At 68.1% G+C, this 13,271-nt stretch carries 16 protein-coding genes; 6 read left to right on the top strand and 10 right to left on the bottom strand.

The features are described from left to right. Positions 1 to 110: 110 nt before the first annotated feature. From MUN33_RS10260 to MUN33_RS10270, 3 genes are all read right to left on the bottom strand, one after another. On the bottom strand, positions 111 to 299 hold the full coding sequence (locus MUN33_RS10260; protein ID WP_244804816.1) for a hypothetical protein: 189 nt from the start codon (positions 297 to 299) through the stop codon (positions 111 to 113). A gap of 281 nt (positions 300 to 580) precedes the next feature. Continuing rightward, on the bottom strand, positions 581 to 934 hold the full coding sequence (locus MUN33_RS10265; protein WP_244804893.1) for a type II toxin-antitoxin system PemK/MazF family toxin: 354 nt from the start codon (positions 932 to 934) through the stop codon (positions 581 to 583). Then, on the bottom strand, positions 934 to 1,350 hold the full coding sequence (locus tag MUN33_RS10270) for a hypothetical protein (protein WP_244804817.1): 417 nt from the start codon (positions 1,348 to 1,350) through the stop codon (positions 934 to 936). The genes MUN33_RS10265 and MUN33_RS10270 overlap by 1 nt, the downstream gene beginning before the upstream one ends. Positions 1,351 to 1,608: 258 nt before the next feature. Here MUN33_RS10270 and MUN33_RS14095 point away from each other — a divergent pair, with 258 nt between their 5' ends. Then, positions 1,609 to 1,740, top strand: coding sequence for a hypothetical protein (locus MUN33_RS14095; RefSeq protein ID WP_255806744.1), 132 nt, complete (start codon positions 1,609 to 1,611; stop codon positions 1,738 to 1,740). Between the two features lie 166 nt (positions 1,741 to 1,906). Here MUN33_RS14095 and MUN33_RS10275 read toward each other — a convergent pair whose 3' ends face one another. Next, entirely contained in the window at positions 1,907 to 3,142 is a 1,236-nt protein-coding gene (locus tag MUN33_RS10275; RefSeq protein ID WP_244804818.1) for a Fic family protein, read from the bottom strand. A 247-nt stretch (positions 3,143 to 3,389) separates the two neighbouring features. Between MUN33_RS10275 and MUN33_RS10280 the strand changes: the two genes are divergently transcribed. After that, complete coding sequence (locus MUN33_RS10280; protein ID WP_244804819.1) at positions 3,390 to 3,668, top strand: hypothetical protein; 279 nt, start codon at positions 3,390 to 3,392, stop codon at positions 3,666 to 3,668. A 24-nt stretch (positions 3,669 to 3,692) separates the two neighbouring features. On the opposite strand, the gene MUN33_RS10285 is transcribed toward MUN33_RS10280, so the two are convergent. The 3 genes from MUN33_RS10285 to MUN33_RS10295 form a co-directional block, all read right to left on the bottom strand. Next, positions 3,693 to 4,109: an RNHCP domain-containing protein gene (locus MUN33_RS10285; RefSeq protein ID WP_244804820.1), complete on the bottom strand. Its 417-nt coding sequence runs from the start codon at positions 4,107 to 4,109 to the stop codon at positions 3,693 to 3,695. A 22-nt stretch (positions 4,110 to 4,131) separates the two neighbouring features. Next, on the bottom strand, positions 4,132 to 4,503 hold the full coding sequence (locus MUN33_RS10290; RefSeq protein ID WP_244804821.1) for an RNHCP domain-containing protein: 372 nt from the start codon (positions 4,501 to 4,503) through the stop codon (positions 4,132 to 4,134). Between the two features lie 300 nt (positions 4,504 to 4,803). After that, positions 4,804 to 6,048, bottom strand: a complete 1,245-nt coding sequence (locus tag MUN33_RS10295; protein ID WP_244804822.1) for an MFS transporter — start codon at positions 6,046 to 6,048, stop codon at positions 4,804 to 4,806. A 199-nt stretch (positions 6,049 to 6,247) separates the two neighbouring features. On the opposite strand from MUN33_RS10295, the gene MUN33_RS14245 reads away from it, so the two are divergent. Then, a complete protein-coding gene (locus MUN33_RS14245; protein ID WP_244804823.1) occupies positions 6,248 to 7,372 on the top strand; it encodes a DUF418 domain-containing protein in 1,125 nt (374 codons plus the stop codon). Here MUN33_RS14245 and MUN33_RS10305 read toward each other — a convergent pair. Further along, positions 7,345 to 8,451, bottom strand: coding sequence for a glycerol dehydrogenase (locus MUN33_RS10305; protein ID WP_244804824.1), 1,107 nt, complete (start codon positions 8,449 to 8,451; stop codon positions 7,345 to 7,347). The two genes, MUN33_RS14245 and MUN33_RS10305, sit on opposite strands and share 28 nt — an antisense overlap. Positions 8,452 to 8,618: 167 nt before the next feature. Between MUN33_RS10305 and MUN33_RS10310 the strand changes: the two genes are divergently transcribed. Further along, positions 8,619 to 10,352, top strand: a complete 1,734-nt coding sequence (locus tag MUN33_RS10310; protein WP_244804825.1) for a dihydroxyacetone kinase family protein — start codon at positions 8,619 to 8,621, stop codon at positions 10,350 to 10,352. Between the two features lie 29 nt (positions 10,353 to 10,381). Here MUN33_RS10310 and MUN33_RS10315 read toward each other — a convergent pair whose 3' ends face one another. After that, entirely contained in the window at positions 10,382 to 10,660 is a 279-nt protein-coding gene (locus MUN33_RS10315) for a hypothetical protein (protein ID WP_244804826.1), read from the bottom strand. 294 nt (positions 10,661 to 10,954) lie between these two features. On the opposite strand from MUN33_RS10315, the gene MUN33_RS10320 reads away from it, so the two are divergent. Both MUN33_RS10320 and MUN33_RS10325 read left to right on the top strand, forming a co-directional pair. Then, positions 10,955 to 11,401 (top strand): hypothetical protein, encoded by a 447-nt coding sequence (locus MUN33_RS10320; protein ID WP_244804827.1) that lies wholly within the window; start codon positions 10,955 to 10,957, stop codon positions 11,399 to 11,401. 10 nt (positions 11,402 to 11,411) lie between these two features. Beyond that, positions 11,412 to 11,912 (top strand): GNAT family N-acetyltransferase, encoded by a 501-nt coding sequence (locus MUN33_RS10325; protein WP_369414954.1) that lies wholly within the window; start codon positions 11,412 to 11,414, stop codon positions 11,910 to 11,912. A 4-nt stretch (positions 11,913 to 11,916) separates the two neighbouring features. Here the strand turns inward: MUN33_RS10325 and MUN33_RS10330 are convergent, their stop codons facing one another. Then, positions 11,917 to 13,266, bottom strand: coding sequence for an MFS transporter (locus MUN33_RS10330; protein ID WP_244804828.1), 1,350 nt, complete (start codon positions 13,264 to 13,266; stop codon positions 11,917 to 11,919). Positions 13,267 to 13,271 lie beyond the last annotated feature (5 nt).

The raw sequence follows: 13,271 nt of genomic DNA on the forward strand, positions 1-13,271 counted from the left end.
TCACCGGATGCTTGAGGTCCTCGGGCAGGGTCGACACCAACGTGCCGATGCCCTGATTGACCGCGACGCAGATCCGAGAGCGGGCAGGGCACAACCCCGTCGCGGGCTGTTCAGCGCTGATTTCGATGGTTCCCTCGTTGCGGGCGGCTCGCCACCACCCATAGTGCGACCGCCAGTGCCGCCAGTGCCATCGCCCAGCCCGCGGCAGGCAGCCAATCGGGACCGACACCGGTGAGCGGCAGCAGGACTCCGGCGGCGGCCAGGAGGGTCAGGGGAACCACGATCTTGCGACTGTCCATGCTTCCTACGATACCGGCGAAGTTTCCGTGTCCCCTCGAACGAGGGCGCCGGGAGCGAGGCCCGAACCCGGCGAAACCCCGCCATGTTCCCGAGGGCTTGGTGGGGGGCTGCGGGGGCATGGGGAGTGGGGATGACCATCGCTGACCTCGCGACTCTTGCTGGCGCCTTCGTCTACAGGGCCGCCAGGGTGCAGGCGGGGAATGACACCACAAAACCCCCGGTACATTCAGGGGACAGCGATTTCACGCTGTGCCAGAACTGCCACGGTGACGGGATGGCATCATCTCCCAGAGTCGTTCATCCCCAACGCTGCCTGGAGCCCGCGCTCTACTGCACGCATCGCGGTGTTGGAGAGGGCACCCCATGTGTGTCCTGTGAAATCCTCGTCGTACAGGACATCGAGGTCGTCGCACAATGCCCACCCGTTCGCGATTTCCCCAGGCGGGAGGGCGACAACCGTTGGCAGGTGTGAGAACTTCGACGTCGTGGTGATCCGGACCCCGAGGTAAGTGCCCAGAGAACGGTTACGCCGGTTGGTCGATACGATCAGCCAAGGCTTCGGAGGGAGAACACCGCCGTTGCCGTCGGGGATCCCCAAGTCCACCGAATAGACGGTACCGCGGAGGATCGCCATCACCAGCGGTTACTTTTCACGCGTCGACCACTGCGGAGGAAAGCCCCTGTTTGGGATGATCGCCTACGCGACTTCTTGATGCGTACGCCACGTGGCTGGGACAACTGGCGTTGCCCCCTCTGTGGGGCAGTCTCCTCCTGCGCCTCTGCTTCGTGCAGGGCGAGTTCCCGTGCCGCCAGGTGCCGGTTCCTGCGTTCCCGCTGTTGGCTGCGGTAAGGTGCCTGGGCCGCCGCCATCTCGGCGTAGGTTTCCTCGATCACCTGGTCCTCGAAGGATTGGACGCCGCGCTCAATAAGCGTCCGCAGGAGTTCCGAGGTGCTGGGGGTGCCCACAACCTCCTCGGGGAGGGCCTGAATGCGCTGGCGGGTGTCGTCTGGGATGGTCAGGCTGGTTCGCTGCGGCAGTGGCATGCTCATGCACCAGATTCTATCAGAATGTGGTGCGCATAAAAGCCCGTTTCTGCATCAGTGAGACGACGCCTCGCAGCCGACCCACTCGAATCGTACGAACGCCCCGCCGGGGACGACGTCGGTCTGGCGGATCACGCCAGCAGACTGTGGGGCCTCCAGGATGGCCCCGACTCCTAGAGAAAAGCTCGGAGCGCCTGTCTCCCGGAATCAGAGGTGCGCCACTGCCGGAACATTCGCGTCCGACATCTGCGGTATGATGGGCCCATGTTCACCGCCCTTTTCATCGCCTGCGGTCTCGGTTCGTACGCCGCTGGCGGCAGTATCCTCTGGACCCCTGTCCTGTTCATCATGGGTGTCCTCATCGACCGCAACCGGCGCCGCCAGACATCAGTCTGACACACCGGTGTCCATGATCGACGATAGCGGGCAGACATCATGAACCCCGACGTGGACCTTGGTGGGCAATCCATCCTGTGACTGGTTGATTCCGGGACCGGCAGGTTCAGCTGCTGGCATCCCTGTCGATTAGGTCACACCGGCCCGGCAGCAGGTGGATGATGCCTTAAGCGGTGGCGAGGCCCAGTAGTGACCGTCCCGGACCGGTCAGCCGGAAACGCAGAGGTTTTCCAGATGTCTCTGCCACGAAGCCGCTGTCTACGAGGGCGATCGTCCTTTTGCGAGCGTACTGTTTGCTCTTGTCCGCGGTCCTGGCAATGGTGTCGAGGTCTACTTCGCCCCGTTCTCCGAAAAGTGATGCTTGTCCGATGACGGACAGAGTGGAAAGTGTCCCGGGAGGGGTGTCCGCCAGAGGTGATGTTTCGCTGCCCTCGAGATCGTTGATGTGATCGAATATCCTTTCGAGTTGTGTTTTCCTTAGTTCCAGGTCAGAACTCAGCCGCCCGAGTGCCTCGGCGATGATGCTCAGGAGCTCGGCGACGAAGACTGTCACGTCGCCCTTGTTCAGGGGATGTTCCGCGTTCTGGAATGCTCTGTAGTACCGGTCCTTGTTGTCGGCGATCGACGCAGAGAGGGAGAGCCACGCCACCGGGGACAAGCACCGGGTCAGGTCCAATGCCAGGAGATAGCGGCCGGTACGCCCGTTGCCGTCATAGAACGGATGGACATTCTCGAAAATGAAATGCGCCGCTACCACCCGGATCAGAAACGGGATCGTCTCGTCCCTGGACTGGCGTAGCATCTCCTGGAGACCTTTGTCGATGAGCTCCTCGGTCGGCGTGCCCTGGTGAATGACCTTCTGCCCGTCGAAAATCCGTACCGGGCCGGTCCTGAACCGTTCGCCGTCTGGTGCCTCCTCGCTGGTGATCTCACCGGCGGTCACCTCGTCGTAGACGGTGCGGAGGTCATCGAGATCTTCAGGAATGTCCGGCTTGCCGTCTGCCAGGGCGAGGTATAGACGCGCCATCTCACGGAACCGGCGTCGTTGTGATGCTCCAAGGCCGTTGGCCGCGTCCAGGACTTCGGCGATCTCTTGGCGAGTGGAGTGGATGGACTCGATTTCATTGGTGGCGTGGATCTCCTCGATGATCATCGAGCGGAGATAGTGGTGGTGTACTCCTCCGGGGAGCTGTCTCCAAAGCTCCCTGGCCCGGTTCTCGCGCAGCATGATCTGTTCGATCTGGGTCGCTATCTCCGGTGTGATCAGGCAGAACATGGTGTTCTCTCCGATGGGGAAGTCCCATTGGAGGGCGGCGGGAGAACCGCGACGAGCTGTTTCCTCGCGGTCGGCACTGGCCTGGTCCTTCTGGTGGAAGATCGACTTCAGCGTCCTGTACGCCATGCTTCCTCCCTCTGTGTCGTGGTGACCGCGCTGCCCTTCGTGGCCCTCTTGCCCCAGGCAAGTGATGTAGAGCGGTGCGGAGATGAAATAGGGACGCGTTGGCCGCTGCTAAATGATGTAGAACGGACTTTACATCACATAGGCCACCGTCCGGCGGCGGCTAACTGGTCCAGGCTGGCACCGGCATCACTTGGGCAGAGTAGATGATTTCCTCATGAAGATTATTTCGTCTGATAACGTTGGCACCATGTACTCCACCGCGTCCGGTCCGAGACCGTGGCAGTCGGGGAATCCGCTGTGGTTCATCGTCCCCGCCGTCGCCAGCGTCGTCGTGCTGCTCGCCGGACACCCGGGGTGGGCGCTGCTGCTCTACATCGCCTCGCTGGCGGCGGCGGTTGTCGCGCACCCGGAGACGCCGTACAGACGGACCGCGGTCGTGGTGCTCATCGCCGTCCCCGTGTTCGCCGTGCTGGTCGCCCTGCTCTTCCTGACGGCCGTCAGTGTGGGGCCCGCGACCCCCGCCTGAACCAGGTGGGGGCCGCCGGGTACGTCACAGGGTGAACAGGAGCCGACGTGCGTAGTGCGGGTCGGCGAACGGCCTGGTCGCGAGCCGGACCAGTGCCAACGGGTTGTCGTCACCGGCGACCCGGTTCGCGCTCAGCTCGCCGCACGACACGCAGTGGTGGATGATCACCCACTCACCGTCTGCGCGGGCGGACATGCACAACGGTTCCATGCGGCCGTGGCAGCGTCCGGCGCGGTCGCCCGGGATCCGCTGGTCCACGTGGCGGCTCGCCAGGCAGTGCGGACAGTGGTTGCGGTGGGCCGTCCCCGGCGCATCCAACGGGACGTCGAGCCGGCAGGACACGCACCGGAAGTCGTTGGACCGGTGCCCTCCGTGGGAGTGCAGGACGTCCTTCCTCCGCTGGGGGCGTCGGCCCTGGCCACGGTTGTTCTTGCGGGACATGGTGGTACTCCTTCCCCGGCTTTCAGAGCGTTCCGAACGCGTCGAGCGGGAAGGGTGGCTGGGCCAGGGGCCGGACAGCCATGCGCATCAGGATGAGCTGGTTGTCGTCGACCCGGGTCGGGGACGACGTGAGCTCATCGCAGCGGACGCAGCGGTGGACCACCATCCAGTCGCCGGTGCGCAGGACGGCGATGGCGATGGGGGACATCTTGCCCTCACAGTCGCTCGGCCCGCCGGTGACGTGGTCGTGGACGTGCTGTGAACGCAGACAGGACGGACAGTGGTTGCGCCGCGCGCCGTCCGGGGCGTAGTCGGACACGGTGAGCCCGCACCAGGTGCAGGTGAATGTGTCGAGATTGCGGGTGTGGTTCGGGGTAGGGGTGTGGTTGGACACCGGAATGCTCCTCACTGGGATCGATCATGACAGCAAGAGCAGGCCGAGTGGCCCCGTCAGGAAACCGTCCGACCACGCAGAGGCGGGGCGGACATGGTGGAATCACCGGATGACCCGTCCGGCAGCGTGTCAGCTACGGAGGGTTACACGGTCTGCCGAGGCGCACTCAGCACTGGCCGGAACATCAAACACCTTTTTTCCAGGGCCCGTGGGCCCGGCGGGAATCGACAACGATGGTCCGAGCATAGCGCCCGGAGCACCACTGTCAAGTCCACCACCGGGTCCCGGGACGCCGCGGCGTCAGGCGGCGGTCCGCCTGCCGTGGAGCACCCCGGCGAGGACGACGGTCGCCACCCCGGCCAGGGGGATGACCAGGAGTCCCACACGCAGACTCGTGGCGTCGGCGACCATGCCCACCAGTGGCGGGGAACAGAGGAAACCGATCCGCATCACCCAGGAGACGACGGTCAGCCCGGTCCCGGGGCGCAGACCGGGCAGCTCGCTGGCTGCCTGCATCGCGGCGGGGATCAGCGTGGCGACGCCGAAGCCGGCCGCGGCGAACCCGACGACGGTGCCCGGGACGGTGGGGAACGCCAGGGCGAGGCCCATCCCGACGGCGGCCACGGTGCCGCCGAGGCGCGCCACCGTCCGTTGGCCCATCCGGTCGACCATGCCGTCCCCGAGGATCCGGCCGACGAACTGTGCGGCGACGAGTGCCACGAACCCGGTGGCGGCGACGGAACCCGGCGCGCCGAGCGAGGTGATGTACAGCGATGCCCAGGACATGCCGGCGTCCTCGACGAGTGATCCGGCGACGGCGATGACCACCAGGGCGGCCAGGACCGCGACGACGCGTCCCGACAGCGGCGCGCGACGGCTGTGCCCCGATGCCGCCGGTGCCCCGGACGCCGCAGACGTCGCAGGTGTCGCGGCGGCGTCCTCGGCGACGGTGGGCGCGGCACCCGGCCCGTCGTCGGAGACCGGGAGGCAGTAGCGCGACGCGGTCACCGCGACGAGGGAGAACACGGCGGCGGAGATGCCGAGGTGGACCGGAAGAGGAAGGTCGACGGCGATGGCCGCTGCCGCCATCGCGCCGCCGAGCACCGCCCCGAGGGACCAGACCGCGTGGAAGGAGTTGATGATCGTCCGGCCGTACCGGCGTTGGACGCGCAGCCCGTGGTCGTTCTGTGCGACGTCGGTGACCGCGTCCATCGCCCCGCCGAGGAAGAGCGCGGCGACGAACAGCAGGAGCGTCGGGGACGCCCCGGCACCGAGCACCCCCAGGGCCGTGCCGACGGTGCCGGCGACGGCGACGGGGGCGGAACCGAACCGGCGGATCAGGGGTGCCGCGCCCAGGCCGGCGATGATCGCGCCGACGGGGAAGGCGATGACGGCGAGACCGTAGACGGCGTTGCTCATCCCGAGGTCGTCCTTGATCTCGGGGTAGCGCGGGACCAGGTTGGCGAGGACGGCGCCGTTGGTCAGGAAGAGTGCGGCGACGGCCCGGCGTGCCTGGCGGTCGGTCGTCGTGGGCGTGGTGGACATTGCGTCGTACTCTACAAGGTCCCGCGACTAGGTCCGCCGTACCCCGCGTCCCCTCCTGCCTGCCGGAATACCCGGGGTCATACCCGGGGTGGAGGCCGTGGCCTGCGCAGGATCAGCCTGTGGGCCGATGCCGTGGTGGTCGGCGCGGCATTACTCTTCCCACAGTCAGAACACCTCACTTCCTGTCAGGAGAACCCCTGTGACCACGCCAGACACCGTCACCCGGCCCGCGGCCGGCGACCGCCCGGGTCCCGCACCCGCGGCCCGGCCCGTACGCTACGGCTACCTCGACGTCCTGCGTGGCGTGGCCCTGTGCGGCATCCTCTTCGTCAACCTGCGCGACCTGCTCTACCGCTGGACGGAGGCGGTCGGCCCGCACCATCCCGTCTTCCGCTTCTACGACGTGGCGGTCCAGGGGCGTTTCGTCCCGGTCTTCGCGTTCCTGTTCGGTGTCAGCGCATGGCTGCTCTACAGCTCCTCGCAGAGCAGGATGCCGGTCCGGTCGGCGCGGTGGTTGATGGCCCGGCGCTTCGCCACCCTGTTGCCGGTCGGCCTGGTGAACCTGGCACTGCTGTACAGCGGGGACGTCCTGACGATGTACTCGGTCATCGCGTTGGTGCTGATCATGCCGGCGATGTTCCTTCCCCGCGGCCCGGTCCTGGCTCTCGGTGTCGTGGGGACGCTGGTGGCCTACTGGATGTGGGGGAACAGCCCGCTGATCGCCGCGACGCTGATCGTCGCCGGCTTCGGCGCCGCCCAGTTCGGGCTGCCGCAGTGGCTGGAGTCGCGGCGGCGTCGGGACGTCGTCGTCGCCGCTGTCGTGTTCGTGGTGTCGGCCGGCGCGGGCGTGGTGCTCAGCCTGATGCAGAACGCGATCCTGGACACCGACGCCTTGTCCGACCCGGACGTCCTCGACCGCGTGGACGGTTTCGCCGGCCTGTGCACCGCGGTGGCGCTCACCACCGGCCTGTCCCTGCTGTACCGTGCCCGCGGCGGCCAGGGTGACCACGGTGGCCAGGGTGGCCGGGGGACCGTGCTCAGTGCCCCGTTCTCCCTGCTGGGGCGCACGGCGCTGACCAACTACCTCGCCGCGTCCGCGGTGGCGCAGGTCCTGCTCCACCTGTTCCCGGACACGCAGCTGACCACCCCGTGGTGGCTGCCGGCGGCGACGGTCGCCATCCTGGTCGTGCAGGTCGTCGCCAGTGCCGTGTGGCTGCGGTTCTTCCGCTACGGACCGGTGGAATGGGTCTGGCGCTGCGCGACCCGCTGGCAGCGCGTGCCGCTCAGGAACGTCCCTCAGCGCTCCCGGAGTCCGCGCGCGTAGAGGTCGGCGGCCTTGATCGCCTCGACGACGTCGGTGGGCGTGTACTCGCCGGGCATCTGCCGGAGCGTCTCGCCCTCGGAGCAGGCCAGCTCGGCGATGCGTCGCAGGTCGTCGTCGGTGGCGTCGGCCAGGTGGATCTCAGCGAGGGTCGTCGGCAGGCCGACCGACTGGAGGAACCCGATGTAGCGGTCGGCGACGTCCTCCGGCGCCCCCTCCAGCATGAGTTGGACGCCGATGCCGAAGGCGACCTTCTCGCCGTGTGTCATGTGGTGGATGTCGCCGTCCAGGGCGGTGAACCCGTTGTGGATGGCGTGCACCGCAGCCAGGCCACCGTTCTCGAACCCCAGGCCGGAGAGCAGGGTGTTGGCCTCGCAGATGTTCTCCAGGGCGCGGCTGACCACGTGCGCCTCGTTGTCCCGGAGCGCCTGGTGGGCGTAGGCGAACAGGGTCTCCTCGCACTTCTCCGCCAGCGCCAGGCCGGCCAGCGTCGGACGTGCGGTGTCGTCCATACGTCGCGAGTTCGCCCGGTGGACAGCGCGTGCCTCGACGGACGTGGCGAGGGCGTCGCCGATACCGGAGCGCAGGGTGCGTACCGGGGCGTTGGCGATGACCCGGGTGTCGACGGCGACGAGGTCGGGGTTGCGGTCGTAGAACAGGTAGGAGTCGAAGACACCGTCGTCGGTGTAGATCACCGACACGCGCGCGGTGGGGGCGTCGGCGGAGACGGCGGTGGGGAACACCGCGACCGGCAGGGAGGCGTGGTCGGCGACGGCGCGTGCCGTGTCGATCGTCTTGCCTCCGCCGAGGCCGACGACCACGTCATTGCCGCCGGAGCGGGCCTGCTCCGTGATGCGGTCGATCTCGGTCATGGAGGCCTCGCCGCCGAAGATCTCGTGCGCCGGGGTGAGGCCGTCGGAGGCCAGGGAACCCTGCAGCTTCTCCCCGGCGATGCCCCAGACGACCTCGTCGGCGATGATCAGCGGGGAGGTGCCCAACGGGCGGAGGTAGTCGGCGGCACGGTCGATCAGGTCGATGCCCTGGACGTAGCGTGCCGGGCTGGTGAACATCTTGTCAGTCATGCGTGAATCCTTCTGGTGAGGTCGAGCAACGTCTGCATGCGTTCGGGAACGTGCCCGCGGTACGGGCAGTCCCCACCCTAGGCTTCTTCGGGCGCGTCGGTCGGAGCACGCGTGGCACTTCGCGTGACTCAGATGCAGCACAGGTGCGCCGACTACACTCGGCGGGCATGGCTGACTCGCAGATCCCTCTCCGCTCCTTCCGCAACCGGCCCTCGGACTTCCTCGCTGAAGCACTCGGCGGCGTCATCGCCTCCCACCCCGACGCAGAATGGCACGACACCGGCTTCGTCGGCCGTGCCTCGGCGACGACGACCGACACCGGTGCCCCGGCGGTCGCGGTGGTCTCCGGGGGAGGCTCGGGTCATGAACCGATGCACGCCGGTTTCCTCGGGGCGGGCATGCTCACCGCGGTGTGCCCCGGCCTGGTGTTCACCTCCCCGAACGCCGTGCAGATCGCCGAGGCGACCCGCTGGGCCGACCAGGGTGCCGGCGTGGTGCACGTGGTGAAGAACTACACCGGCGACGTCATGAACTTCACCGTCGCCAGGCAGGCGCTGGACGAGGTCGACACCCGGGTCGTCCTCGTCGACGACGACGTCGCGACCGACCTCGCCGGCAATGCCGACAACTCAGACAAGGCTGACGGTCCGGGACGGCGGGGGACGGGCGCCACCATCCTCGTGGAGAAGGCGACCGGTGCCGCGGCACAGCGGGGCGACAGCCTCGACCGCGTCGCCGAGATCGGCCAGTGGGTGGCGGACAACTCCCGCAGCATGGCCGTGGCACTGGCGCCGGGGCACCTGCCGACCAGCGGCCGCGACACCTTCGACCTCCCCGCCGGCAAGATGGAGGTTGGGGTGGGGATCCACGGCGAGCGGGGCGTCGACCGGGTCGACGCGGAGACCGCCGACAGCGTCGTCGCCCGTCTGCTCGCCGCGGTCGGCGACGCCCTGTCGCTGCAGGACGGCGCGGAGGTGGCCTGCCTCGTCAACGGGCTCGGCGGCACCACGCCGCTGGAATTGTCCCTGGTCTTCGGCTCCGTCGTGCGCCAGCTCGCCGACCGCGGCGTGACGGTCCGTCGGGCGTTGGTCGGGAGCTTCGTCACCTCGGTGAACATGGCCGGGGTGTCGCTGACCCTGACTTCCGTGGGCGAGGACACCGACGAGCTGGTGGAACTGCTGGACGCCCCGACCGCCGCGCCGGGATGGCCGCGGGTCCTCGGCGGCGTCGGAGCCCCGGTGACGTACCGTCCGGCGTCGATGAGTGTCGACGACGACCTGCCGGAGACCGGTGAACAGAACCGTTGGCTCAGCGACTTCGTCGGGCGTGTGCAGGGGGCCACCGACGAGCTCACGGAACTGGACCGGCTGGCCGGCGACGGCGACTTCGGCCAGAACATGGACGCCGCCTTCGGTGGACTGTCCCTGCCACTGCGCGGTACGGACGCCGAGGTGCTCGAGACGCTCGCGCACCGGCTGCTGATCCGGGCCGGCGGCACCTCGGGTGCGGTGCTCGGGACCCTGTTCCGGGAGATGGGGACGGCGATGGGCCAGGCGGACTCGCCGGTGGCCGGGCTTGCCGCCGGGCTCGCGTCCGCCCGCCGTGCGATCACCGACCTGGGCGGCGCCGAACAGGGGGACAACACCCTGGTCGACGCCCTGGTCCCTGCCGCGGAGGCCGCCGCGGGCCTGGACGACACGGAGACGGACTTCGCCGCGGCACTCGAGGCCTGCCACGCCGCTGCGGCGGAGGGCGCGGAGAGCACCCGCGGGCTGGTCGCGAAGAAAGGCCGCGCCAGTTATGTCGGCGCGGCCTCACGAGGCGTGGTGGACCCGGGGGCGATCCTCGTCTCGTGGATCTTCGGTGGCTCGGGCAACGTCGGTGACGTCACCGGGGAGTGACACCCCGGGAGCCGTCACCGGCGGGCAGGTCAGGAACCGAGCGGCGGCAGCTGGAGCCCGGAGGAACCGAGGTTCTGGTCACCGTTGCTGGAACCGAAGCTGGAGCCGAAGTCACTGGAACCGAGGTTCTGGTCGCCGAAGGAGGAGCCCAGGTTGGCGTCCCCGAACGATGAGCCGAGGTTCAGGGTGACGTCCCCGAACGACGGGGCCGGCGGCGGTGCGATGATCGGCAGGCCGGCGGAGATCTCGAGGTAGAGGTCCTTGATCGGACCCCACACGATTTCCTGGATTTCGAGAATGAACGACATGGGTCCTCCGTGGTGTCAGTGCAGGTGAATCTGTATCCCCGCGTGCCTTGAAGATAGCGGTTCTCCCGGGGAAAACGGTGACGACGGGCGGAGCATTCACCTGTTCGGGGGTATTCTGCGACACGGTGTCGGGCTGAGGGGCTGGTTGCGGTGTCCGGTCGCGGTGTCCGGTCGGTGGACCGGCTGCGTGTCCGCGCGGGGTGGTGTGCGAGTGCTGGCGGTGGGGAGTACAGTCAGCCGGGAAAGAAGTTGTCACATCAACTACATGAGCGATCAGTCTTCCAAAGGATTCCCATGAGCCTCTCGACCACCCTCCTCCGCGGCATCAGCGGCGCCTACTTCCTGCAGTCCGGCATCGGTAAGCTGAACATGCCCACGGAGGCAGCAGCGGGCCTGCAGCAGTTCGCCGCCACCGGTGTGCCCCAGGTGACCAAGCTCGCCCCGGACACCTTCGGCAAGTTCGTCTCCTACTCGGAGATCGGTGTCGCCGCGTCGCTGCTGGCCCCGGTCGTCCCCAACCGCCTGGCCGGTCTCATGCTGGGTGCGATCAACACCGGCTTCCTCTCCATCTACTTCCGCAACGACCAGATGACCCAGAAGGACGGGCTCCGCCCGTCCGAGGCGGGTACCGGCCTGTCGAAGGACATCTTCATCGCGGCGATCGCCGGTGCCCTCATCGCGGCCCCCACGGCAGCGAAGACGAAGAAGGCAGGCAAGGCAGAGAAGGCAGAGAAGAAGTAGCCTGTCCCGTGTGACTGAGATTAACATCCGGGCGGCCGTCGACGCCGACATCCCGACGATCACCGCCATCTACAACGACGCGGTGGTCTCCACTGTGGCCGTGTGGAACGACGACACCGTCGACGAGGACAACCGGCGGGCCTGGCTGCAGGCGCACCAGCTCCCGGGGACGTGCGCACTCGTCGCAGAGGACGACGCCGGGACGGTGCTCGGGTACGCCACCTACGGCGCGTTCCGCAGCTACGACGGGTTCCGTCACACCGTGGAGAACTCGATCTACGTCGACGGACGCCGGCGTGCCGGGGGAGTGGGGACGGCGTTGCTCACCGCGTTGGTTGACCATGCCCGCGACGCCGGCAAGCATGTGATGGTCGCCGCCATCGAAGGCGGGAACACCGCGTCCGTCCGGCTCCACGCCAAGGTCGGCTTCGAGGAGTGCGGCACCGTCCGTCAGGTCGGTACGAAGTTCGGCCGCTGGCTGGACATGGCCCTGATGCAGCTGGTCCTCTAGCCGTCTAGTTAGCACCGGCGCCGGTAGCGCGGGTCGCGCCCCGCACCTTGGTGAGTAGCAGCAGGCCGGCCAACAGCACCACCGCGATGCCCAGGATGCCGAAACGGTCGTCCCCGGTGATGCCGGTGAACAGGGCGAACGCCGCCGGGGCCAGCCAGCTTACGCTGCGTCCGGTGGTGGCGTACAGGCCGAACATCTGGCCTTCGCGGCCTTCCGGGCAGATGCGCGTCAGGTACGACCGCGAGGCACTCTGGGCGGGGCCGACGAACAGGCACAGCAGCAGGCCGAAGATCCAGAACATCATCGGGCCGTCGACGACGAAGAGCACGAACGCGTCGACGACCAGCAGGATCAGCGACACCATGATCACCGGTTTCGGCCCGACGCGGTCGTCGACGTACCCGCACACCAGTGCGCCGATGGCGGAGACCACGTTCGCCGCGACCCCGAACAGCAGCACGTCGGCCGGGCTGAGCCCGTACACCGACACCGCGAGCACTGCGCCGAAGGTGAAGACCCCTGCCAGCCCGTCACGGAACACTGCCGCGGCGACGAGGAACCACACCGAGGAACGGTCGGTGCGCCACAGCGAGGCGATGTCGCGGAACAGTCCCCGGTAGGACTCCGCGACCGAGGCCGTCGCCGCGTCGGGGTCCGGCGTGTTCTCCGGGACCTTGCGCATCACCGGGATCGCCGAGACCAGGAACCAGAGTGCGGCGATGACGGCGACGATGCGCACGTTCCACCCGTCCTCGACCGGCACCCCGAGGAATCCGCGGGTGTCGCCGTCACCGGCGATGAAACCGAGGTAGCAGACCAGCAGCAGGACGATGCCCCCGAAGTAGCCCATCGACCAGCCGAAACCGCTCACCCGCCCGACGTTGTCGCGGGTGGAGACCTGCGACAGCATGGCGAAGTAGCTGACCTCGGCGAACTCGAAGGTCACCGAGGCCACGCCCATGATCACGACGCCCGCCCAGAAGTACCCGGGGGCGTCGTCGCCGATGCCGACCAGGCTGAACATCAGCCCGACGGTGACCAGCGTCCACAGCGTCACGGACCTGCGGCGCGTCCCACGGGCGTCCGCGCGGCGTCCCATGACCGGTGCGACCAGCGCGATCGTCACTCCGCCGAGCGCCATCGCCCAGCCGTACCAGGTGGCCGGGCTGACCCCGTCGCCGGCACTGCCCTCGATGGCGCCGCCGACCGAGTCGGTGAGGTAGACGGAGAAGATGAAGGTCACCAGCACCGCGTTGAAGGCGGCGGAGCCCCAGTCCCAGAACGCCCAGGCAAGGGTGGGGCCGCGGTAGATGCCGGTGAGTCGGACGGAGTCGTCGCGTGTCGTGGTGGCCATGCCCT

It is taken from the genome of Corynebacterium kalidii (assembly GCF_022869005.1).
Classification (GTDB): Bacteria; Actinomycetota; Actinomycetes; order Mycobacteriales; family Mycobacteriaceae; genus Corynebacterium; species Corynebacterium kalidii.